This is a genomic window from Sphingomonas sp. (assembly GCF_039595165.1).
GTDB lineage: Bacteria > Pseudomonadota > Alphaproteobacteria > Sphingomonadales > Sphingomonadaceae > Sphingomonas.
This window is the reverse complement of record NZ_JBCNMA010000019.1, coordinates 25,056-47,029: the sequence shown is the minus strand read 5'-3', so window position 1 is coordinate 47,029 and position 21,974 is coordinate 25,056. Positions and strand designations below refer to the sequence as shown.

24 protein-coding genes are annotated in these 21,974 nt (G+C 69.1%); 7 read left to right on the top strand and 17 right to left on the bottom strand.

The features are described 5' to 3' along the window. On the bottom strand, nt 1–947 hold a 947-nt coding region (locus tag ABDV68_RS05610; protein ID WP_343518708.1), incomplete at its 3' end, for a DUF885 family protein. 219 nt (nt 948–1,166) lie between these two features. On the opposite strand from ABDV68_RS05610, the gene ABDV68_RS05605 reads away from it, so the two are divergent. Together ABDV68_RS05605 and ABDV68_RS05600 are read left to right on the top strand one after the other, a co-directional pair. Further along, nucleotides 1,167–2,486: an amino acid permease gene (locus ABDV68_RS05605; protein ID WP_343518706.1), complete on the top strand. Its 1,320-nt coding sequence runs from the start codon at nt 1,167–1,169 to the stop codon at nt 2,484–2,486. Next, a complete protein-coding gene (locus tag ABDV68_RS05600; protein ID WP_343518705.1) occupies nt 2,483–3,070 on the top strand; it encodes a class I SAM-dependent methyltransferase in 588 nt (195 codons plus the stop codon). Before ABDV68_RS05605 ends, ABDV68_RS05600 begins: the two co-directional genes overlap by 4 nt. Here the strand turns inward: ABDV68_RS05600 and ABDV68_RS05595 are convergent. The 3 genes from ABDV68_RS05595 to ABDV68_RS05585 form a co-directional block, all read right to left on the bottom strand. Next, on the bottom strand, nt 3,067–4,149 hold the full coding sequence (locus ABDV68_RS05595) for a M23 family metallopeptidase (protein ID WP_343518704.1): 1,083 nt from the start codon (nt 4,147–4,149) through the stop codon (nt 3,067–3,069). The genes ABDV68_RS05600 and ABDV68_RS05595 overlap by 4 nt on opposite strands. Continuing rightward, on the bottom strand, nt 4,146–5,807 hold the full coding sequence (recN, locus tag ABDV68_RS05590; protein WP_343518703.1) for a DNA repair protein RecN: 1,662 nt from the start codon (nt 5,805–5,807) through the stop codon (nt 4,146–4,148). Before recN ends, ABDV68_RS05595 begins: the two co-directional genes overlap by 4 nt. A gap of 83 nt (nt 5,808–5,890) precedes the next feature. Beyond that, entirely contained in the window at nt 5,891–6,760 is an 870-nt protein-coding gene (locus ABDV68_RS05585) for an outer membrane protein assembly factor BamD (RefSeq protein WP_343518702.1), read from the bottom strand. A 124-nt stretch (nt 6,761–6,884) separates the two neighbouring features. Between ABDV68_RS05585 and ABDV68_RS05580 the strand changes: the two genes are divergently transcribed. Together ABDV68_RS05580 and ABDV68_RS05575 are read left to right on the top strand one after the other, a co-directional pair. Next, nucleotides 6,885–7,727: a class I mannose-6-phosphate isomerase gene (locus tag ABDV68_RS05580; protein ID WP_343518701.1), complete on the top strand. Its 843-nt coding sequence runs from the start codon at nt 6,885–6,887 to the stop codon at nt 7,725–7,727. Between the two features lie 79 nt (nt 7,728–7,806). Continuing rightward, entirely contained in the window at nt 7,807–8,373 is a 567-nt protein-coding gene (locus ABDV68_RS05575) for a glycine zipper 2TM domain-containing protein (RefSeq protein ID WP_343518700.1), read from the top strand. A gap of 46 nt (nt 8,374–8,419) precedes the next feature. On the opposite strand, the gene ABDV68_RS05570 is transcribed toward ABDV68_RS05575, so the two are convergent. After that, nucleotides 8,420–8,641 (bottom strand): hypothetical protein, encoded by a 222-nt coding sequence (locus ABDV68_RS05570; protein WP_265117082.1) that lies wholly within the window; start codon nt 8,639–8,641, stop codon nt 8,420–8,422. Between the two features lie 208 nt (nt 8,642–8,849). Between ABDV68_RS05570 and ABDV68_RS05565 the strand changes: the two genes are divergently transcribed. After that, nucleotides 8,850–9,179 (top strand): hypothetical protein, encoded by a 330-nt coding sequence (locus ABDV68_RS05565; RefSeq protein ID WP_343518699.1) that lies wholly within the window; start codon nt 8,850–8,852, stop codon nt 9,177–9,179. Nucleotides 9,180–9,240: 61 nt separating this feature from the next. Here ABDV68_RS05565 and ABDV68_RS05560 read toward each other — a convergent pair whose 3' ends face one another. The 4 genes from ABDV68_RS05560 to tgt form a co-directional block, all read right to left on the bottom strand. Next, nucleotides 9,241–10,251, bottom strand: a complete 1,011-nt coding sequence (locus ABDV68_RS05560) for a cell wall hydrolase (protein ID WP_343518698.1) — start codon at nt 10,249–10,251, stop codon at nt 9,241–9,243. Nucleotides 10,252–10,416: 165 nt separating this feature from the next. Continuing rightward, nucleotides 10,417–13,248, bottom strand: a complete 2,832-nt coding sequence (locus ABDV68_RS05555; RefSeq protein ID WP_343518697.1) for a pitrilysin family protein — start codon at nt 13,246–13,248, stop codon at nt 10,417–10,419. 26 nt (nt 13,249–13,274) lie between these two features. After that, nucleotides 13,275–13,484, bottom strand: a complete 210-nt coding sequence (locus ABDV68_RS05550; RefSeq protein WP_343518696.1) for a hypothetical protein — start codon at nt 13,482–13,484, stop codon at nt 13,275–13,277. Between the two features lie 50 nt (nt 13,485–13,534). Next, nucleotides 13,535–14,665, bottom strand: a complete 1,131-nt coding sequence (tgt, locus tag ABDV68_RS05545; protein ID WP_343518695.1) for a tRNA guanosine(34) transglycosylase Tgt — start codon at nt 14,663–14,665, stop codon at nt 13,535–13,537. 173 nt (nt 14,666–14,838) lie between these two features. Here tgt and ABDV68_RS05540 point away from each other — a divergent pair, with 173 nt between their 5' ends. Further along, the gene (locus ABDV68_RS05540; protein ID WP_343518694.1) at nt 14,839–15,450 is read left to right on the top strand and encodes a cupin domain-containing protein; all 612 of its coding nucleotides are present in this window, start codon (nt 14,839–14,841) and stop codon (nt 15,448–15,450) included. Here ABDV68_RS05540 and ABDV68_RS05535 read toward each other — a convergent pair. Together ABDV68_RS05535 and ABDV68_RS05530 are read right to left on the bottom strand one after the other, a co-directional pair. Further along, nucleotides 15,430–16,089, bottom strand: coding sequence for an HAD hydrolase-like protein (locus ABDV68_RS05535; protein ID WP_343518693.1), 660 nt, complete (start codon nt 16,087–16,089; stop codon nt 15,430–15,432). The two genes, ABDV68_RS05540 and ABDV68_RS05535, sit on opposite strands and share 21 nt — an antisense overlap. Then, nucleotides 16,082–17,029: a cation diffusion facilitator family transporter gene (locus ABDV68_RS05530; protein WP_343518692.1), complete on the bottom strand. Its 948-nt coding sequence runs from the start codon at nt 17,027–17,029 to the stop codon at nt 16,082–16,084. Before ABDV68_RS05530 ends, ABDV68_RS05535 begins: the two co-directional genes overlap by 8 nt. 121 nt (nt 17,030–17,150) lie before the next feature. Between ABDV68_RS05530 and ABDV68_RS05525 the strand changes: the two genes are divergently transcribed. Continuing rightward, nucleotides 17,151–17,903, top strand: coding sequence for a MerR family transcriptional regulator (locus tag ABDV68_RS05525; protein ID WP_343518691.1), 753 nt, complete (start codon nt 17,151–17,153; stop codon nt 17,901–17,903). On the opposite strand, the gene ABDV68_RS05520 is transcribed toward ABDV68_RS05525, so the two are convergent. The 6 genes from ABDV68_RS05520 to ABDV68_RS05495 all read right to left on the bottom strand — a co-directional run bounded on the left by ABDV68_RS05520 (nt 17,900) and on the right by ABDV68_RS05495 (nt 21,911). Then, nucleotides 17,900–18,406 carry an EF-hand domain-containing protein gene (locus ABDV68_RS05520; protein WP_343518690.1) on the bottom strand — a complete coding sequence of 169 codons (507 nt, stop codon included), beginning with the start codon at nt 18,404–18,406 and terminating at the stop codon, nt 17,900–17,902. The two genes, ABDV68_RS05525 and ABDV68_RS05520, sit on opposite strands and share 4 nt — an antisense overlap. Further along, nucleotides 18,403–19,440, bottom strand: coding sequence for a tRNA preQ1(34) S-adenosylmethionine ribosyltransferase-isomerase QueA (queA, locus tag ABDV68_RS05515; protein WP_343518689.1), 1,038 nt, complete (start codon nt 19,438–19,440; stop codon nt 18,403–18,405). The genes ABDV68_RS05520 and queA overlap by 4 nt, the downstream gene beginning before the upstream one ends. Nucleotides 19,441–19,474: 34 nt before the next feature. Then, a complete protein-coding gene (locus tag ABDV68_RS05510; protein ID WP_343518688.1) occupies nt 19,475–20,131 on the bottom strand; it encodes a peptidylprolyl isomerase in 657 nt (218 codons plus the stop codon). 100 nt (nt 20,132–20,231) lie between these two features. Continuing rightward, nucleotides 20,232–20,738, bottom strand: coding sequence for a pantetheine-phosphate adenylyltransferase (coaD, locus tag ABDV68_RS05505; protein ID WP_343518687.1), 507 nt, complete (start codon nt 20,736–20,738; stop codon nt 20,232–20,234). Nucleotides 20,739–20,757: 19 nt separating this feature from the next. Next, entirely contained in the window at nt 20,758–21,669 is a 912-nt protein-coding gene (locus tag ABDV68_RS05500) for a polyprenyl synthetase family protein (protein WP_343518686.1), read from the bottom strand. Then, complete coding sequence (locus ABDV68_RS05495) at nt 21,666–21,911, bottom strand: exodeoxyribonuclease VII small subunit (RefSeq protein ID WP_343518685.1); 246 nt, start codon at nt 21,909–21,911, stop codon at nt 21,666–21,668. Before ABDV68_RS05495 ends, ABDV68_RS05500 begins: the two co-directional genes overlap by 4 nt. Between the last annotated feature and the right edge of the window lie 63 nt (nt 21,912–21,974).

Below are 21,974 nucleotides of genomic sequence, written 5' to 3'. Positions count from 1 at the left end.
TAGCCGGCGTCCTTGGCGACCTTCGCCATCTCGGCGCGGATGCGCGCGACCTCGTCGAGGCCGATCTTGTGGATCTGGTCGGCGGTATAGTCGGTGGTGGTGAGCTGGCGGATGCGGAAGGCATAGTATTTGGCGCCGCCGGGCTGGGCCGAGACGCCCACCGCCTTGGCGCATTTGGGCTCGTAGGTCGTGCGGTAGAATTGCGCCGCCTTGGCGTAGGCTGGGTTGATCGAGCCGGTGACGACCGCGCGCGCGCGGTCCTGCAGCGCTTTCCACTCGGCGTCGGTGGCGTCGGCGGGCTTGGGACGGGCGAAGGGCGAATAGAAGCGCGACTTGGTCGGATCCGCCTGGATCACGCCGGTGATCGTCTTCTCGAACCCGACGAGGCTGACGCAGGGCTGGACATAGCCGCCCTTCACCGCCTGCGCGGTGATGGCGAGCAGTTCGTCGTTGGTCTTGGGGAATTGCTCGAGTCGGGTGAGATAGTTGGCGTAGTCGGCCTTGCCGCGGAAGGCGGTGCGGTCGGCCTGGCCGGCGGCGCCCTGCCATGGATTGGAGTAGCTGGTGAACAGCATCGTACGCTGGCCATAGCTGTTCGATTCGACGCTCTCGGCGAGCAGGCGGTGGAGGATCGCCTTGTCGGTGCGCTCGGCGGGGGAAAGGCCGGCGTCGGGGATGGCGTCGAGGCGCTCGAGGAACGCGGCCTCGGCGGCGGTGCGGCGATCCTCGGCGGCGAGGCTGACGTCGCCGACCTCGGTCGCGTACTCGGCATTGCCGATCGACAGCGCGAAGCCGGGATTTTCCTTCTGTACCCAGGCGAAATGCTCGTCGAGCAGCGCGCGCAGGTCGTCCGAGGGGCCCGCGGCGGCGGGGGTGGCGATGGCGAGCAGCGCCGCGGTGCAGGCTACTCGCGCACCGACGCGGCTGCGGAAGTTGTCAAATTTCACTCCAAGTCCCCCGATTTCCCCTTCCCGGCGATGCCTGCGCAAACTGGCGGCCACGCAGAAAGGCGATTGTTCGCATAGTGGTGAGGCAAGCAGACCAAGTCCGACATTGCAACCTTTCGGCACCGGTGCGACCGAGTTACGGAACCGAAACGGGTACGGCCGGTTGACTCATGGCCGTCCCCCAAGGTCGAGGGAGTGTAGCCGCGTGTCCGAGCCCCGATGACAGAGGCCGTCCTTCCGCGCCGCACGCTCGGCAATCTCGACGTCTTCGCGCTCACCGTCGGCATCGTCATCGGCGCGGGCATCTTCCGCACTCCGGCGCTGGTCGCGGGGTTCGCGCCCGACGCGACCACGATGATCGCGGCATGGATCGCGGGCGGGCTGCTCTCGATCGTCGGTGCGCTCTGCTATGCCGAGCTGGCGGCGGCGTGGCCGAGCGTCGGTGGCGACTATCATTTCCTCGGCCGGGCCTATGGCGAGCGGCTGGCGTTCCTCTACGCCTGGGCGCGGCTGGCGGTGATCCAGACCGGGTCGCTGGCGCTGCTCGCGTTCATCGTCGGCGACTATCTGCAGGTGATCGCGCCGCTCGGATCCGCTGGCCCCGCGATCTGGGCGGGGATCGCGGTGATCGCGGTGAGCGCGATCAACTGGCTCGGCATCCGCTGGGGCGCGGCGGCCCAGCGCTGGCTGACCCTGGTCGAGGTCGCGGGGCTGGTGGCGATCATCGTCGCCGGCATCATGGTCGCACCCGCAGGCGAGGCACCCGCGCCGATCAGCGGAGGCGGTGCGATCGGCCTGATGATGGTGTTCGTGCTGCTCGCTTATGGCGGGTGGAGCGAGGCGGTCTATGTCTCGGCCGAGATGAAGGACGCGCCGCGGCGGATGGGTGCGATATTGAGTGCGGGGCTGGCGCTGGTGACTTTGCTCTACGTGCTGGTCAACCTCGCCGCGCTCAATTCGCTCGGCATGGCCGGGATGGCGGGATCGGACGCGGTGGCGGCCGAAGTGATGCGGCGCGCGCTGGGCGAAGGCGGCGCGGCGGCGATCAGCGCGGCGGTGGCGGTGTCGGCGCTGACCAGCGCCAACGCCACGGCGATCACCGGCGGGCGCACCGCGGCAGCGCTGGGCCAGCGCTTCGCCGCGTTGCGCTGGCTGGGGCGGTGGGACATGGCGCGCGACACGCCGGGCAATGCGCTGGTGGCGCAGGGCGCGATCGCGCTGCTGCTGGTGGTGGCCGGCGGGTTCGCGCGCGACGGGTTTCAGGTCGCAGTCGAATATACCGCGCCGGTCTTCTGGTTCTTCTTGCTGCTGGTCGGCGTGGCACTGTTCGTGCTCCGCAGGCGTCATCCCGAGGTCGAGCGGCCGTTCCGCGTGCCGCTCTATCCGGTGCTTCCCGCCGTCTTCTGCGCGACGACGGCCTATCTGCTGTGGTCGAGCCTCGCCTATACCGGATGGGGCGCGCTCGCCGGGGTTGCCGTGCTGGGAGCGGGCGCCGTCCTGCTCCTGTTCCTGAAGCCTGAAGAGGAGATGTCGCAATGAAGCTGATCATCACCACTGCCGCGCTGGTGCTGGGAGGCAGCGTATTGGTCGCGCCGCCCGCCGCGACTCCGCCAACCCACTCTGGCGCCGTGCAGGAAAGCCGGACGCCCGACGTGATCTTCGTGCCCACCCCGCCCGAGGTGGTCGAGGCGATGCTCGACATGGCGCAGATCAAGGACGGCGACGTGCTCTACGACCTGGGCTCCGGCGACGGGCGCATCCCGATCGCGGCGGTCAAGCGCGCCAAGGTCAAGGCGACCGGGATCGACATCGACCCGCAGCGCATTGCCGAGGCCAATGCCAACGCCAAGGCGCAGGGCGTGGCGGACCGGGTGACGTTCAAGCAGGCGGACCTGTTCACCAGCGACTTCAGCGACGCGAGCGTGATCACGCTCTACCTGCTCGATACGCTCAACGAGAAATTGCGGCCCAAGCTACTTGCCGAGCTCAAGCCCGGGACGCGGATCGTCAGCCATGCCTTCCGCATGGGCGAATGGGAGCCCGAGGCCGAACGCGACGTCAACGGGCGGATGGTCTATTTCTGGCGGGTGCCGGCCAAGGGCGAGAAGCCGAAGGGGCTTTAGGGGAAGCGCACGACCACGTTCGGTGACGGCATCGCGGCGGTGACGCGGCGCGGAGGGGCCGGCTGCCAGCGCTCGCCCGAGAAGGCCTGGTCGATCGTTTTCCACGCGCCGACCTGCTCGAAGTTGGCGAGGCTGAACGGCAGGCCCTCGGCACCGAGCGGCGAGTTGGCGTCGGCGACATGGAAGTGGAGATGCGTACCCCCGACCTGGCCGGTGGCGCCGACGCGGCCCAGCAGCTGGCCGCGGCGCACGCGGTCGCCGCGCTTGACCGCAAGGCCCTGCTTCAGATGCTCGTAGAAGACGATGCGGCCGCCTCCGATATCGAGCGCGACATAGTTGCCGGTGGCGTTCTCGGCAGCGACGCGTTCGTCGGGGTTGCGCTGCGCCGGATCGGCGAAATCGTCGCGCGCGGCGACCACCGTGCCGTCGGCGACCGCGATCACCTCCGCACCGAAGCCGGGATCGGTGGCGTAGCGCGGTTCCTTGGAGTTGCGGTCGGCGTGGAAGAAATCGATCGCGTGGCGGCCCGGGACACGCGCGACGCCGCCCGCGGCGTAGACGTAGCGGCGGTGGCCGAACTCCATCGCCGGCTGGTAGATCGCGGACCAGGCGCCGCCGCGCAGCGGCGGGCCGAAGGGCGCGGGCGCGGCGGCGACCGGCTGCATGGTCCCCTCGACCGTCACGGGCGGGCGCTCGCCGGCGGTATAGGTGAGGCGGTGACGGATGGCGGTGACCGGCTTTGCCACGGGCAGGTTGACGAAGGCCAGCGCCTGTCCGCCGGGCGTAAGCAGCGTGCGATCGGCGTCGTTGGCGACCCATTGCCCGCCGATCAGCGCGGCGAGCGCATCCCCTTCGTAGCGGGCGAGCGGGCGGCTCTCGCCATCGAGGATCTCGAGCGTGCGCAGCCGGAGCGGCTGGGGATGGAAGCTCGCGACGCGAAGCTCATAGACGACCTGCATGCCATCCGCGCGCACGACGTGCGCCGGCCGCGCGGCGACCGCGAGCTCGACCGAGATCGGCATCTGCGCGCTGGCGGGGGCGGCGAGCACGAACGAAACGAGCGCGGCGAAATGCCTCATGCGGTCTCCAACAGACGTTCGGCCTGTGCGCGGGCTTCGGCGGTGATCTGCGCGCCGGAGAGCATGCGGGCAATTTCTTCTCGACGAGCGTCATCGTCCAGCGCACGAACGCCGGTGCGGGTGACGGTGCCGTCATGGCTCTTGGCGATGAGCAGGTGATGCGCGCCCCGCGCGGCGACCTGCGGGCTGTGGGTCACGACTAGCAATTGTGCGCCGCTGGCGAGGCGGGCGAGGCGTTCGCCGATCGCACTTGCGACCGCGCCGCCGACGCCGCGGTCGATCTCGTCGAAGATCAAGGTACGCGCCCCGCCTTCCTCGGCAAGCGCGACCTTGAGCGCGAGGATGAAGCGCGACAGCTCGCCGCCCGAGGCGATCTTGATGAGCGGGGCGAAGGGTGCGCCGGGGTTGGTCGAGACCTCGAATTCGACGCGGTCGCGGCCGGCCGCGGACCAGGATTCGCGCGGGAGCGGATCGACGACGGTGCGGAAGCGGGCGGCGTCGAGCTTGAGCGGAGCGAGCTCGGCAGCGACCGCGGCGTCGAGCCGGGCGGCAGCGGCGGCGCGGGCGGCGGAGAGGGCCTCAGCGGCCGCGGTGTAGGCGGCCTCGGCCTCGGTCAGCGCGGCTTCGAGGCGGTGGATCGTGTCCTCGCCGCCTTCGATCCGGGCGAGGCGGGCGGCAAGCGTCTCCGTCAGCTCGGCGAGATCGTCGGGCTGGACGCGGTGCTTGCGCGCGAGGCCGCGCAGCTCGAACAGGCGCGCCTCGTCGGCCTCAAGCGCGGCGGGGTCGAAGGCGAGCGCTTCGGCCGCCTCGTCGACCTTTTCCTGAGTCGTGCCACCCTCGATCAGCGCGCGGTCGAGCGCGGCGAGGGCTTCGGCGAGCGCGGGATGGTCCGCGGCGATGCGTTCGAGGATGCGCGCGGCCTGGCGCAGCCGGGTAAGCGCGCCGTCGCTGCCGTCGAGCAGGTCGGCAATGGCCTGAAGCTCGCCGGCGATCTTCTCGCCGCGCTGCATTGATGCCCGGCGCTCGGCTAGGCGTTCCTCCTCGCCCGGCTCGGGAGCGAGCGTCGTGAGCTCGGCCACGGCATGCTCGAGCCATTCGCGGTCGCGCGCGGCACTCTCCTGCTCGGCCCGGGCGGCGGCGAGCTCCACCTCGGCCTGGCGGAAGGCGCGATGCGCGGCGGCGACCGCGCCGGTGTCGAGTCGGCCGAAGCTGTCCAGCAAAGCGCGGTGGCCGCGGGGGTTGAGCAGGCCGCGATCGTCGTGCTGACCGTGAATCTCGACGAGCTGCGCCCCGAGCTCGCGCAGCAGACCGGCCGAGGCGGGCTGGTCGTTGACGAAAGCGCGGCTGCCGCCGTCCGCCTTGACGATGCGGCGGATGGTGAGCGGCTCGCTCGAATCATAGTCGAGACCGCTGTCGGCGAGCAGCGCGGCAATCGCGGCGGCGTCGGCAGGCTCGAAGGTGGCGGCGACCGCCGCTTGCGCCGCGCCTTGGCGGACGAGCCCGCTGTCGGCGCGCATGCCGAGCGCAAGCCCGAGCGAATCGAGCAGGATCGACTTGCCCGCGCCGGTCTCGCCGGTGAGCACGCCGAGGCCCGCATGGAAATCGAGGTCGAGCGCCTCGATCAGCACCACGTCGCGGATGTTGAGCGCGGTCAGCATCGGCCGCTGTTACCCCTTTTTGTTCCGCCTTGGGAGAGGGGTTGTTGGAGGTGCCGTACGGTCAAGTACGGCATGCCTCGCAATCAGTTGGTCTGGTCGGTGGCGGGCGCGGGAGTCGGCGTCTCGTCGCGCGCGGGCTTCGCCGCCGGCTCGGTGGCGGCGGGAACGGGCACCGGCTCGCCATGCTTGCCGATCAGCTCATAGGCGCGCTCGTACCAGCGCGTGCCCGGGTAGTTGGCGCCGAGCACCGCCGCCGACTTCTTCGCCTCCTCCTTCACGCCGAGCGCGAGATAGCTCTCGGTCAGGCGCATCAGCGCCTCGGGCGTGTGAGTCGTGGTCTGATAGGTGTCGATCACCGATCGGAAGCGGATGATCGAGGCGAGCCACTGGCCGCGCACCTGATAGTAACGGCCGATCTCCATCTCCTTGCCGGCGAGATGGTCGCGGACGAGGTCGATCTTGAGCCGGGCGTCGGCGGCGTAGCGGGTGTTGGGGTAGCGGCGGTTGAGTTCGCCCAGCGCGTCGAGCGCCTGCTGAGTGATCTTCTGGTCGCGCGTCACGTCGCTGATCTGCTCGTAATAGCTGAGCGCGATCAGGTAATAGGCGTAGGGCGCGTCGCGGTTTCCGGGGTGGACCGCGAGGAAGCGCTGCGACGACTGGATCGCCTGAGTGTAGTTGCGGTCGAGATAATAAGCGAAGGCGCCCATCAGCTGCGCGCGGCGCGCCCAGATCGAATAGGGGTGCTGGCGCTCCACCTCGTCGAACAGGGCGGCGGCGAGCTTGTACTGGCCGCTGTCGAGCCGGTCCTTGGCCGCGGTGTAGAGCGTGCCGACGTCGCGCGCGACATAAGGCAGGTCGGCGCGAGTGCCGCCGCCACGGTTGCAGGCGGCGAGCGGAAGAGCGAGTGCCGCGACGAGAACCAGCGCGAACGGACGAGTGGAAAGCATACGCATGGCGGGTTCTTAGCCGAGCGATGCGAAGGGGCGAAATGTTTTTTGGCGGTGCTTGCGGCGGGCGGGATCGAAGGCCAGTCATGACGCGTTGCCGCAGCGATCCCGACACCCCTAAGGAGGAACAATGCCAGCGACGCTTCTTGCCACCCATCGTGTCGAAAAGCCTTGGGGCCGCCACACGCTGTGGCCGGGCTTCGCCGACCCGGCGCCGGACGGCGAGCCGGTGGGCGAGGTGTGGTTCCAGACGCCGGGCGACAGCACGCCCGATTTGCTGATCAAATATCTCTTCACCAGCGAGAAACTGTCGGTGCAGGTGCACCCCGACGACGATCAGGCGCGCGCCCGCGGGCTGCCGCGCGGCAAGGACGAATGCTGGGTGATCCTCGACGCCGAGCCCGATTCGACGATCGCGCTGGGCACGCACGAACCGGTCGACGCCGATACGCTGCGCGAGGCGGCGCTCGACGGGTCGATCGAGCAGCTGCTCGACTGGAAGCCGGTCAAGGCCGGCGATTTCTTCTACGCGCCCTCGGGCACGGTTCACGCGATCGGCGCGGGCATCACGCTGATCGAGGTGCAGCAGAACAGCGAGACCACCTATCGCCTCTACGACTATGGCCGGCCGCGCGAGTTGCACTTGGAGGATGGGGTGGCGGTGGCCGATGCGCGGCCGTTCGTCGCCGCGCCGATGCCGGGCGAGGTCGCGCCGGGCCGGACGATCCTGGTCGAGGGGCCGAAATTCGTGCTCGAACGCTGGCCGGGCGGCGAGCGCACGGTCGAGCTCCCCCAGGGCGTCACCGGCTGGCTGGTGCCGGTGCGCGGCGAGGGCGTGGTCGACGGCGTGGCGTGGCAGGCGGGCCAGTGCGTGACCGTGACCGGCGAGGCGCAGGTCCACGCCGCGGTGGGAAGTGATGTCCTGTTCGCATATCCGGGCCGCAAGCGTCTGGAAAAGCTGGCTGCCACGTGAACGGAAAGTAGTTTCGGGTTCACGCAACCCGCCTCACCCGCCATCCGTTGAGGCGGGGTTCAAGAGGCAGGAGAGTATCATGCGTACCCCCATGATCGCCACGATGCTGGCGTCGGTGGTTCTGACCCCGATTCCGGCGATGGCCCAGCAGACCCCGCGCGAAAGCCGTGAGGAATATCGCGACGAGATCCGCGACGCTCAGCGCGACTATCGCCGCGACGTGCGCCGCGCCGACAGCCCGCGCGACGTGCGCCGGGCGCAGCGCGAATATCGCCGGGAAGTGCGCGACGCGCGCCGCGACTATCGCGACGACCGCCGCGACTGGCGCAGCTACCGCAACTATGACTGGAACCGGCTGCCGCGCGGTCAGCGCTATTACTACGCCGACCAATATTATCGCGACGGGCGCTATTATCAGGAGCGTCGCCTGAGTCGCGCGGACCGCATCTATCGCGGGCGCGACGGGCGCTATTATTGCCGCCGCAGCGACGGCACCACCGGGCTGATCGTGGGCGGTATCGCCGGCGGCCTGCTCGGCAACGCGCTGGCCAACGGGCGCTCGAGCGTGCTCGGCACGCTGCTCGGAGCAGCCGGCGGCGCGGCGCTCGGGTCGTCGATCGATCGCGGCAACGTGCGCTGCCGCTAAGCGCCGATGCGAGGAATGGGGTCCGGTTCGCCGGGCCCCGTTTGAGTCAGAGGATGAATCCGCCGAGCCAGAGCCGGACGAACCCGACCAGCAGAACCACCAGGTTGAGGTTCCGCCCGGTGTTCGAATCGGACAGCGCCCCGAGCGCCGCACCGAGGACCGCGAGCGGGATCACCAGATAGTTGAGCCAGCCGAGCAGCGGGACGAGGCCGAGCAGCATCACCGGAAAGGCGACGACGCCGACGATGATCGAGATCAGGTTCAGCATAGCAGGAAGATGGGACCTCCGGAACGATCTGACAAGGTGTATTATCACTATAAGGCACGCGTCGCATTAACGAAGCTGAACGAACGCTTCGCGGTTGCGACACTCGGCGACACAAAAGCCCGATTTGCGTGAAACTGGTGCGACACACCGGCCCGATAACGGCATTCGACCGCAGAGGCGGTCCGGTTTTTGAGTGAGGAGAGTAGAGATGAAGAAGATCGCCATTCTGATCGCCGGCCTCGGCGTCGCCGCGGCCACCATTCCCGCCGCTTCGGCCCAGCAGGGCTGGTGGGGGATCAACCAGCGCCAGGCGCAGCTCGATCGCCGCATCGATCAGGGTATCCGCCGCGGTCAGCTGACCCGTTCGGAAGCGATGCGGCTTCGCTCGGAGTTCCGCGGTATCGTGAACCTCGAATATCGCTATCGCCGCAGCGGTGGCGGACTCAACATGGCCGAGCGTCGCGACCTCGATCGCCGCTTCGACATGCTGGCACGCAAGATCCGCTGGGAACGCCGCGACTGGCAGAACCGCCGCTAAGCCGCTGAACGGCTAGTACGAATGACGGCCTCCGCCCCGACGGGCGGGGGCCGTTTTCGTGTCAGCGCAGCGGCTGGCCGCTGTCCTTCCACTTGTCGAGGATCTGCGAGTCGGCGGGCGCGGCATATTGCGGGAGGACGTCGCCGCTGCGGACATATTCGCGCTGGATGGCGGTGGGCTCGGTGCGCGGCTTGGCGGCCGGCGCGGGGGCGAGCGGCATCGGCACCGTCGCGGCGCTCGCCGCGGACGCGATCTCGGCGGCGGTCACGGCGCGCGGATGCGGCCCCGGATAGGGCTCGCCGCCGCGATAGGCCTGGCTGAACGCGGCGCCGGTGCCCCAATAGCCCTTCCAGCGGTGGAAGAAATGCGCGCCGAACACGCCGGTCATCACCAGCGACTTGTTCCAACTCGGGGTGACGGCATAGGTGTGGTAGTGCGTCGCCATGCCGACCGGCGCGAACACCTCGCCCGCCAGCGCCGAGGCGGCGACGCGAGCCGCACGCTGCCAGGCGGCGCGCGCTGGGCGGCGGGCCATCGCACCGTCGCAGGCATAGCTGAACTGGCAGCCGGCCTTTTCCGAGCCCTGGTAGATCACCCCGCACACGGTGGCGGGGAAGGTAGGATGGCGGACGCGGTTGAGGATCACCTGCGCCACTGCGCGCTGACCGTCGTCGGGCTCGTTCGCGGCTTCGTAATAGATCGCGGTGGTGAGGCATTCGAGCGCGCGTGCCTTGTCCTGCGGCGTGCCGCGCAGCTGGAACGGCGCGGCCGGGCGCAGCGTGGGATCGAGCACGGCGTTCTCGGGCACCGGGGTATCGGGCAGCGCGACCGTGCCGGTGACCCCGGCCGCAGGCGCGGCAATCTCGTCGGCCGCGAGATGGTAGAAGGCGGCGCCGGGGAAATGGTCGTCGGCTTCGTAGCCGGTCGGCATCGGGCCGGCGACGCGGGCGCGGGCTTCGCCTGAGCTCAGCGCGGTGAGGCCGGCCTGCGCGGACACGCCTGCGCCGATCAGCGACACCAGAAGCGCCGCCGCGATGCCCCGAAGCTGTAGTCGCGTGAATCGCCGCAGCACGCTCGTATCCCGTGGGAGGCGATGGCCTCGTCAGGCAGCCGCCATAGCTCGGCAGGAGTGAATTTTCTGCCCCGGATTTTGCGGCGTCCCACCGTGAAACGATTGATGGTTAACGTAATTTTTGCGCGCGGCCGCGTCCCGAGGGACGGGCCGCCCGCCTCAAGGTCACTTCAGCGTCGCGCTGTCGAGGTTGAGCGAGGCGGCGGGGATCACCTCGAGGCTGGGGTGCGCCTTGCGCAGCTCGTCGACGAACAGCTTGGCGTCGCCGACCACGACGATGCTGGCGCCGGTCGGGTCGAGCACCTTCTGCGCCGCGGCCTGTACCGCCGCCGGATCGACACCCTGGATCGACGGGATGTAGCTGCGCAGCGTATCGAGCGGGACGCCCTCGGCGACATAGTCGGCGAGCGCGCCGGCGATGCCGTCGGTGCGCTCGATGCGGCGGCCGAAGCTGCCGACCAGCACCGCCTTGCGCGAATCGAGCTCGGCGGCGGGGACGGGGGCTTCGCCGAGCTTCTTCATCTCGGCGGCGATCAGCGACACCACCTCGGGCGCCGAGGGGTTCTTGGTCTGAGTCGAGGCCGAGACGATGCCCGTGAGCTTGCGGGTATCGACGCTGCTGCCCGCGCCATAAGCCAGGCCGCGCTTGATGCGGATCTCGCGGTTGAGGCGCGAGGTGAAGCCGACGCCGAGCGTGGCGTTGGCGACCTGTGCCGCGTAGAAATCCTTGTCGGCGCGCGCGATGCCGGGGCGGGCGATGACCACGCCGGCCTGGCCTGCGCCGGGCATGTCGACGACGACGACGCGGGGCGCGGTCGGGACGATGCGCTCGCTGCTCGAGACGGCGAGGCCGTCCGTCTTCCAGTCACCGAACAGCTTCTGCGCGAGTGCGGCGGCGTCCTTGCTCGCGATGTCGCCGACCACGACGAGAGCCGACTGGGCGGGATTCCACGCGCGGCGATAGGCGCTCGAAATGTCGTCGCGGGTGATGCGCGGGAGCGAGCTCGGCGTGCCGGTGAGCAGGTTGCCATAAGCGCGGTCGCCGAACACCGCGCGGCTCGCGACGATTCCCGACAGCGCGCCGGGATCCTTGAGCTGCACGGCGACGCCGTCGATCGACTGTTTCCGCGCGCGGTCGATTTCGGCCTGGGCGAAGGTGGGGTTGCGCGCGACATCGGCGAGTAGGGTGAGCGCGGGGTCGACCTGATCCGCCTTGACCGTGACGGTGGCGAAGGCCGCGTCCCAGTCGGCCCCGGCACCGATCGAGCCGCCGAGCGACTCGATCTGCTGCGCGATCTGCTCGGCCGAGCGGGTGGCGGTGCCCTTGGTCATCAGGTCGGCGGCGAGCGACGCGGTGCCGGCCTTGCCCACGGGATCGCGCCCGCCGCCCGCCGGGGCGACCACGGTGGCGGTGACGATCGGCAGATCGCGTTTCTCGACCACGATCACGCGCAGGCCGTTGGCGAGCTTGGTCTCGGTTGCCCGAGGGATGACGGGCGAAACCGCGGTGCCGGGCGCCGGGACGGCGACGCGCTCGGCCTCAGACGCCTGGGTGTGGATCACGATGTCCCTCGGCGCGACGAGCGGCGCGACCTTGACCGTGGGCGCGACCGCGATGGTGTCGGCCTTGGCGCCGTTGGCCATGCCGTCGGGGAGGTAGATCAACGCGGCGGACTGGTTGTCGCCGAGATACTTCCGCGCGACGCGCTGGACGTCGGCGGCGGTGACCTTGGCGATCGCGGCGAGCTGTTCGTCGGCCGCCTTGGGATCGCGGCTGACGATGATCGAGGCGGCGAGGGTCGAAGCCTTGCCCTCGGCGGTCTCGCGGCTCTTGAGCGAGGCGGTAAGGATCTCGTTCTTGGCCTCGGCGAGTTCGGCGTCGCTGACCGGCTTGTCGCGCAGGTCGGCGATCTCGCGGCGCATCGCCTTCTCGCCCTCGTCCGCGGATTTGCCGCCGGCGAGGATCGCGTACATCGCATAGGCGCCGGTCGACTGGCGCGTGTCGAGGAACGTGTCGGCCTGCGCGACGAGCTGGTCGCGATAGACGAGGTTGCGGTAGAGCCGCGAATTCTCGCCGCCCGAGAGGATGCCGTCGAGCACCGCGAGCGCGGGCGTGTCGGGGTCATTGTCGGGCGGAAGCTGATAGCTCAGCAGCACCGCGGGCAGCGGCGTGTTGGCCTCATAGACCGTCTGGCGCGTCGGCGCGGTGCGCGGTGGCTCGACGGTGGTGACGCGCGGGATCGGGCGATCGGGCCTGGCGATCCCGGCGAAGTATTTGTCTACCCATTTGTCCAATTGTGCCGGATCGAAATTGCCGGCGACCACCAGCACGGCGTTGTCGGGGCGGTAATAGGTCGCGTGGAAGGCGCGGATGTCGTCGATCGTCGCCGCGTCGAGATCCGCGATGCTGCCGATGCCGGGGCGGGCATAGGGGTGCACGCCGTAGGAGATGTTGGGGAAATAGACGTAGAACAGCTTGCCATAAGGCGAGGCGAGGACGCGATTGCGCAGCTCCTCCTTCACCACGTCGCGCTCGGACGCGAACACCTTGTCGCTGACCACCAGGCTCGACATGCGGTCCGCTTCGGCGAACAGCAGGCGCTCGAGATGGTTGGCCGGGACGACCTCGTAGTAATTGGTGTAGTCCGCATTGGTCGAGGCGTTGTTGTAGCCGCCGACATCCTCGGTCAGGCGATCGAACTGCTCGTCGACCAGGTTGCGCGTGCCCTTGAACATCAGATGCTCGAACATGTGCGCGAAGCCCGATTTGCCCGCGGGATCGTCCTTGCTGCCGACGTCGTACCACACCTGTACCGAGACGTTGGCGGTCGAGGTGTCGCGGATCGCGTAGACCTTGAGGCCGTTGGGCAGCGTACGCTCGGTATAGGCGAGCGGGGCGACCGCGATCTCCTTTGCTGCCGGGGCGGCATCCTGCGCTTGCGCGGTGAAGGGGAGCAGGGCGGCGCTCAGGTAGAGCGCGGTGCGGGTCAGGCGCATGCGAGTCTCCGGTCGGGAGGGAAGGGTCAGCGTTTGTTGCGCGAGCGCGCGGCGTAGATGACGGCGGCGGCGAGGGCGGCGGAGCCGATGCCGAGCCCGATCTTGGTCAGTGGCCACTTCTTGCCTTCGCCGGGCTTGGGCGTTCCCTCGGCGCGCTCGGCGGTCTCGCGCGCGGCGCGGGCGGCGGCGGTGATCTCGTTTGCGATTTCGTCTTGTTCTTCAAGCTTGTCGGTCACTGGATACTCCTCTGTTGCACAGGAGTAAGACTCCGGAGCCAGCGGTGCAATCAGCCTTTGCCATAATAGGTGGCGCGGAAATCGCCGGCGAACGCGGCGAGACGGCCCTCGGCGATCGCGGCGCGCAGGTCGGCCATCAGCGCCTGGTAGAACCACAGATTATGCTCGGTCATCAGCATCGCGCCGAGGATCTCGCCCGCCCGGACGAGATGGTGGACATAGGCGCGGGTGAAGGTGGCGCAACTCGGGCACGCGCAGGCCGGGTCGAGCGGGCCCTGGTCCTCGGCGAACTTCGCGTTGCGGATGTTGATCGGGCCGGCGCGGGTGAAGGCTTGGCCGGTGCGGCCCGAGCGGGTCGGCAAGACGCAGTCGAACATGTCGATCCCGCGCTCGACCGCGCCGACAATGTCGTCGGGCTTGCCGACGCCCATCAGGTAGCGCGGCTTGGCCGGGTCGAGCTGGCCGGGGGCATAGTCGAGCACGCCGAACATCGCTTCCTGGCCTTCGCCGACGGCGAGGCCCCCGACCGCATAGCCGTCGAAGCCGATATCGAGCAGCGCGTCGGCGCTGGCCTTGCGCAGCCCCTCGTCGAGCGCGCCCTGCTGGATGCCGAACAGGGCGTTCTGCTCGGCATGCTCGCCGCCCGAGTCGAAGCCTTCGCGCGAGCGCTTCGCCCAGCGCATCGATCGTTCCATCGCCGCGGCCTGCACTTCGCGGGTCGAGGTGGTCGGGACGAGCTCGTCGAACGCCATGACGATATTCGAGCCGAGCAGGCGCTGGATTTCCATCGATCGCTCTGGGCTGAGCATGTGGCGCGAGCCGTCGAGGTGCGATTTGAAGACGATGCCTTCCTCGCTGCGCTTGGTCAGCTCGGACAGGCTCATCACCTGATAGCCGCCCGAATCGGTCAGGATCGGGTGGTCCCAGCCCATGAAGCCGTGCAGCCCGCCGAGGCGATGGACTCGCTCGGCGGTGGGGCGGAGCATCAGGTGATAGGTGTTGCCGAGCAGGATGTCGGCGCCCGACGCGCGCACGTCCTGCGGTTTCATCGCCTTGACCGTGGCGGCGGTGCCGACGGGCATGAAGGCGGGAGTGCGGATCTCGCCGCGCTGCATGAGAATCGTGCCGGTGCGGGCCTTGCCGTCGGTGGCGTGGATGGTGAATTCGAAACGCGGGGGCATTTCGCGCCAATGGCGCGTTATGGTGGGGAAGCCAATACCATCCTCCCCCGCTAGGGGGAGGGGGACCAGCGAAGCTGGTGGAGGGGGCGGATGCCAGAACGCGCGTCGGGAGTCCTCCCCCTCCGCCGCCTTCGGCGCCACCTCCCCTGGCGGGGGAGGATCGGAGGAGTTGGATGGCAGGACAGGATGACGACCTTCGCGAAAGCGCGCGAAACCGGGGGCTGAAGCTGGTCAAGTCGCGGCGGCGCAAGACGGGTGGCGACTTCGGGAAATACGGGCTGAAGGATGCCGCGGGCAAGGAACTGCTCGGCTTCGGCGAGACCGGACTGACCGCCAGCGCGGAGGAGATCGAGGACTATCTGCGCGGGGCGATGCGCAGCGACTGGAAGGAGGCGGCGAAGGGGCTGCCCAAGCGCAAGCCCCCGTCCAAGCCGAAGGCGCCGCCCAAGCCGAAGCTCAAGAAGCTCAAGATCGACAACATGCTGGCCAGGCTGCCCGCGGCGAAGCGCAAGGAAGTGTTCACCGAATTGCTCGCCCAGGGCGGGATACGGATCGAGCGGATCGTGTCGGGCGGGCAGGCGACGCCCCAGGGGAAGCCGTTCGTGCAGGACGCCGACGAATGGGTGGTGCTGCTCCAAGGCAGCGCGGCGATCCGGTTGGAGGGCCATCAAGAGGCGGCGCTGGAGCCTGGCGATCACCTGCTGATCCCGGGCGGCGTGAAGCATTGGGTGACGCGCACCGATCCGGACGGGCCGACGGTGTGGCTAGCCGTGCACCTGAGCTGAGGTGACATGGTCGATCACCGCCTGCGGCGTGGCGAAGGCGATGTCGGGATCGAGATGCGCGAACGCCTCGGGATTGGCGTAGCCCCATAGTACCGCCCCGGCGCGCACGCCGACCGCGCGCGCCGCATCGATGTCGCGAGTCTCGTCGCCGATCGACAGCGCCTCGTGCGGCGGGATGCCGCTGGCCTTGAGCACCTTGCGGAACTTGGGCGCCTTGCCGAACAGCGACGCGCCGCACGCCCACCAGCGCACACGCGCGGCGTTCGCGGGGCCGAGCACCGCGCGCGCGTTCGCCTCGCTGTTCGAGGTGACGACCGCGATGGCGATCCCGGCCGCCTCGATCGCCGCGAGCATCCCCGACACGCCCTCGAACAGATGTACCTGGTGCGTGTTGCGGCTGAACAGGCGACGGACATAGCGCGAAATAAACGGCAGCTTCCAGCGCGGGATCGCGAGATGGCTGATCACGTCGCGCGTGCTCTTGCGCCGCAACGGCTCGATCTCGTCGGGGTGGACGCGGCGGAAGCCGTAGCGGTCGGACAGATGGTCGACGATCGACAGGAACCAGTTGCCGCTGTCGGAGAGCGTGCCGTCGAAATCGAAGATTACCAGCCGGAGCGGTGCGCCCGGCTCAGTCATGGGCGGGCCCATGATTGTTGTGGCCGCCGTGCAGGCGGCAGGGATCGCCGTCGCCGACCTCGATCTGCAGCGTCGCATGGCCGATGCGGAAATCATGCGCGAGATGGTGCCCCGCGTCGTGGAGGAAGGCATCGCCGGGATGGCCGCCGGGGATCACCAGATGCGCGGTCAGCGCGACCTCGGTCGTGCTCATCGGCCAGATATGGAGGTCGTGGACTCGGGTGACCCCGGGCAGTGCGGCGAGCATCGCCTCGACCTTGTCCGGGTCGATGCCGGCGGGCACGGCGTGGAGCGCCATCGTCACCGAATCGCGCAGCAGGCCCCAGGTGCTCCACAGGATCACCGCGACGATGACCAGGCTGATCGCGGGGTCGATCCACGCCTTGCCAGTGAGCAGGATCAGCCCGCCGCCGAGCACCACGCCCGCGGAGACGCCGGCGTCGGCAGCCATGTGGAGATAGGCGCCGCGGATGTTGATGTCGCTGTGACGTCCGCGCATGAACAGCAGCGCGGTGGCGGTGTTGATGAGGATCCCGATGCCCGCGACGATCATCACCGTCACGCCCTCGACCGGGGGCGGGTCGCGGAAGCGCTGCGCCGCCTCGAGCGCGATCGCGCCGACCGCGACGAGCAGCAGCACCGCGTTGGCGAGCGCGGCGAGGATGGTCGAGCTCGCCAGGCCGTAAGTGAAGCGGCGCGAGGCCGGGAGCTTGGCGAGCGAGGCGCCGCCCCAAGCGATCAGCAGCCCGAGCACGTCGGACAGGTTGTGCCCGGCGTCGGCCAGCAGCGCCATCGATCCGGTGAGGATGCCCGCTGCGCCCTCGACCGCGACGAAGGCGAGGTTGAGCGCGGTGCCGATCGCGAAGGCGCGGCCGAAATCGGCGGGCGCATGGCTGTGGCCCGCGTGCGAATGACCGTGATGCTGGTGCGAGCCGTGCATGACGCCCCTTTAACCGCAGCGCAGCATGTGATGCTAGGACACAGTGCGATTTTGGGAGCGGGCTTGACCCTGACGCTGCGTCATCCCCGATAGGGCGATTCGCGTGAAGATGAGGAATGACATGCGAACGGTGCGGCAGGTGGCGAAGGCGGCGCGTATCAGCGTGCGCACGCTGCATCATTATGACGCGATCGGTTTGCTCAAGCCGGGGCATGTCGGGGCCAATGGCTATCGCTTTTATGGCCGCCCGGAGCTGCTGCGGCTGCAGCAGATCCTGTTCTATCGCGAGCTGGGCCTGCCATTGGGCGAGATCGCCGCGATCCTCGACGATCCGGGGTTCGATCCGCTGACGGCGCTGAAGGGGCACCGGGAGGCGCTCGAGGCGCGGATCGGCCAGTATCGCGACCTCATCTTCACGATCGACCGCACGATCGCGTCGCTCGAAAAGGATGAGACGATGGAAGACAATGACTATTACGCCGGGATCGCCCCCGAGACGCGCGAGCGCTGGCAGCGCGAGGCGGTGGCGTTCTGGGGCGAGGATGCGGTGCGTGCGGCGCAGGAGAAGGCGCGCGGCTTCTCGAAGGAACAGGTTGCGGCGATCCAGGCCGAGATGGAAGCGATCCGCGGCGATTTCCAGCGATTGTTTCGCGAGGGAGCCGAGCCGGGGTCGGACGCGGCGCAGGAAGTGACCGCGCGCCACTATGCGTGGGTGTGCCACAGCTGGACCCCGGATGCGGCGGCGTTCACGGGCCTGGGGCGGTTCTATGTCGAGAATCCCGAGTTCCGCGGTACCTATGACGACGGCGCACTGCCCGGGACGGCGGCGTTCATCGCCGAGGCGATGGCGATCTACGCCGAGCGATCGCTCTAGCCGCGGCGGCGCTGCGGGCGGCGGTTCTCGCCGTCCCCCGGACGTGCGCCGGGCTGGGGCTGCGGGCGGGTGGTGAGCAATTCGCTGCGCACGATCGATCCGTTCTTGTCGCGATCGAAGCGGATGAAGAACAGCTCGAACCGGTCCTGCAGCTCGGCGAGGCTGATGCGGTTGTCACCGTCCTGGTCGACCTCGAACGGGCTGGGCAACGCATTGCGGTTGCCGAGCCAGCGTTCGGACCAGTCGCCGAAATTGATATAGCCGATCGCGGACTGGCCCTTGGCCACGGTCTCGAAGCTCTTGCGCACGCCGGCGTCGTATTCGGCGCGGGTCACGGTGCCATCGCCGTCGGCGTCGAAGGCGGCGATCGCCATCGCGACCGGCTCGGCGATCATCAGCGGGATCGGTTCGGCGCCGGGCAGCGGGCGTACCGGGACGCCGGGCGGTGGTGGCGTCGCCGGCTGCTGCTGGGCGGCGAGGGCGGCGAGAGCGAGAAGGATCATGCGGGCTTTCCGGGCAGGAGCAGGCTGGCGTCACCATAGCTGTAGAAACGGTAATTGGCAGCGATGGCGTGGGCATAGGCGGCCTGCATGCGGTCGAGGCCCATCAGGGCCGAGACCAGCATGAACAAAGTCGAGCGCGGGAGGTGGAAATTGGTGACGAGGCCGTCCACGCCGCGGAAGCGATAGCCCGGCGTGATGAAGATCGCGGTGTCGCCTTCGAATGGGCGGACGATGCCGTCCTCGCCGGTCGCGCTCTCGATCAGCCGCAGGCTGGTGGTGCCGACGGCGATGATGCGCCCACCCTTGGCGCGGACGGCGTTGAGCTTATCGGCGGTGGCCTGGTCGATGCGGCCCCATTCGGCGTGCATACGGTGGTCGTCGGTGTCGTCGGCCTTGACCGGCAGGAAGGTGCCGGCGCCGACATGGAGGGTCAGCGTAGTGTGCCCGATTCCGGCGGCTTCGAGCGCAGACATGAGAGTGGGCGTGAAGTGCAGCGCCGCGGTGGGAGCGGCGACGGCGCCGGGCTCGTTGGCGAACATCGTCTGGTAATCGTCGGTGTCGCGGGCGTCGGTCGGGCGCTTGGCGGCGATATAGGGCGGGAGCGGCATGCGCCCGGCGCGCTCGAGCAGCAGTTCGACCGGCTCGTCCCCGGGGAAGAACAGCGTGAAGCTGCCATCGTCGTGACGTGCTTCGGCGAGGGCCGCGACGCCGTTACCGAAGTCGACCGTGTCGCCCGTGCGCAATCTTTTGGCATTGCGGATGAACGCGATCCAGTGGCGCGGCCCCTCGCGCTTGTGGAGGGTGGCGCCGATCCGCGCCTCGCCGCGGGTGCCTTCGAGCTGGGCGGGGATGACGCGAGTGTCGTTGAAGACGAGCAAGTCGCCGGGAGCGAGTAGCGCGGGGAGGTCGCCGACACTGCGATCCTCGGTACGGCCTCCATCGAGCAACAGCAGCCGCGCCGAATCGCGCGGCGCGGCCGGGCGCAGGGCGATGCGCCCGGGCGGCAGCTCGAAATCGAACAGGTCGACGTTCATGCGAGGCCGGCGCCCGGGCCTGCCGGGCGGCGCATCACTTCTTGCCGGGGCCGGGCGGCAGCGCCGCGGGCTCCTCGACCGGCGCCGGCGGGGGCGGCGGGGTGTAGGCCGGCGGATTGTCGGCGGCGATGTAGGCGTGGAGGATCTTCGCGGGCTGCGCCGGCGGCTCGCCGCGCGGGATCGAGTCGACATATTGCATGCCGTCGAGGACGCGGCCGAACACCGTGTATTTCTGGTCGAGGCCGAGGCGTGGCGCGAACATGATGAAGAACTGGCTGTTGGCGCTGTCCTCGCTCTGCGCGCGGGCGGCGGAGACCGCGCCGCGGACGTGCGGGAGATAATTGAACTCCTTGGCCAGGTCGGGCTGGTCGGAACCGCCAGTGCCGTCACCCTTGGGATCGCCGCCCTGCGCCATGAAGCCTTCGATCACGCGGTGGAAGACGAGGCCGTCGTAGAATTTCTTGCGGGTGAGGTCCTTGATGCGCTCGACCATCTTGGGCGCGACATCGGGGCGCAGCCAGATGGTGACGCGGCCGCCGGTCGACAGGTCGAGCAGCCAGAGATTTTCCTTGTCGGTCGTGGCGGGCGGCGCGGCGCGGCCCGCGGGACCCGGCACATATTGCGATTGCGCGCTCGCCGGCATGGCGAAGAGCGACGCCGTAAAGGCAAGAATCAGGGCAACAAAACGCATCGATATCCCCACCGGATCTGGAATGGCAGCGGCTTAGAGCAATTCGCCGCTTGCGGCAAAGTGAATGCGGCAGGCGGCGGAATTGCGGCCATGTCGGTGCTTATGAGCCTTTTCGCCCGATCACGTCGACCCGCGCCATGACCTCTTCGCGCACCGCGGGCGTCACGAACTTGCGGATCTCGCCGCCAAACATCGCGATCTCCTTGACCAGGCGCGAGGCGATCGGCTGGAGCGAGACGTCGGCCATCAGGAAGACGGTCTCGATCCGGCTGTTGAGCTGCTGGTTCATGCCCGCCATCTGATATTCGTATTCGAAGTCGGCGACGGCGCGCAGCCCGCGCACGATGACGCTGGCGCTCTCGCGCTCGGCGAAGTCCATCAGCAGCGAATCGAAGCTGACGACATGGATCTCGCCCTCGATCCCCTCGACCTCGCGGCGCACCATCGCCATCCGCTCCTCGACGCTGAACATCGGGTTCTTGGAGGGGTTGGTGGTGACGCCGATGACGAGCCGGTCGACCAGCTTCGCGCCGCGGCGGATGATGTCCATATGGCCGAGCGTGATCGGATCGAAGGTGCCGGGGTAGACGCCGGTGCGGAGAGTCATGTGCAGGCTCCGTTAGAGGTCAGCGGTCGCGCTCGAGCGTATAGCGGGCGATGTCGCGCAGCAGGTCGGCTTCCTCGCCATAGGTATGGAGGTGCGCGATCGCCTGCTCGACGAGCAGGCGCGCCTGCTCGCGCGCGCGGTCGAGGCCGAGCAGCGTGAGGAAGGTCTCTTTGCCCGCCGCTTCGTCCTTGCGCAGCTTCTTGCCCGCGGCATCCTCGTCGCCCTCGACGTCGAGGATGTCGTCGGCGATCTGGAAGGCGAGGCCGATGTCGCGGGCATAGCCGCGCAGCCCGGTGCGCGCGTCGGGCGGGATGCGGCCGAGGATCGCACCCGCCTCGACCGCGCACGAGATCAGCGCGCCGGTCTTGAGCGCCTGGCAGCGCGTGACGGTGGCGAGGTCGAAGCTGCTCGCCTCCGCCACCAGGTCCATCATCTGCCCGCCGGCCATGCCTGCAGGTCCTGCAGCCCGCGCGAGGTCCGCGACCAGCTCGGCACGGACGAAGGGGTCGGCATGAGTCGCGGGGTGGGCGAGAATCTCGAAGGCGAGCGCATGGAGACAATCGCCGGCGAGAATCGCGGTTGCCTCGTCATAGGCGCGATGGACGGTGGGCTTGCCGCGGCGCATGTCGTCATCGTCCATCGCCGGAAGGTCGTCATGGATCAGCGAATAGACATGGATGCACTCGACCGCGGTGGCGGCGCGCGCGGTACAGCCAGGGTCGACCGCGAACAGCCGCGCGGTGGCGAAGGTGAGCAGCGGCCGCAGCCGCTTGCCGCCGCCGATCGCGGCGTGGCGCATCGCGGCATAGAGCTGCGCGCGCGGATCGGCAGGGATCGGGAGCAGCAGCTCGAACTGGCGGTCGATCTCGTCCGCCACGTCGCGCATCGCCGATTCGAGCGCGAGACTGGCGTGCGCCACCGCCTTGGTCATCCTGCGGCGAAGGGCGTGGTGCCGGTGACGCGGCCGTCTGCATCGGCGCGGATCGCCTCGATCCGCGCCTGCGCCGCGTCGAGCCGGGCGGCGCACTGGCGGCGCAGCGCGTCGCCGCGTTCGTAGAGCGCGATCGCCTCATCGAGCAGCGCGTCGCCGCTTTCGAGCCGGGCGACGATCCGCTCGAGCTCCTTGAGCGCATCCTCGAACGACAGTGCGGTGATCTGGGGCTCTTCCGTCATGCCGCCGCTATGCGCTGCGGGCGAAGCCAATTCAACCTCCCGCTAGTCGTGCGGCATCCCTAC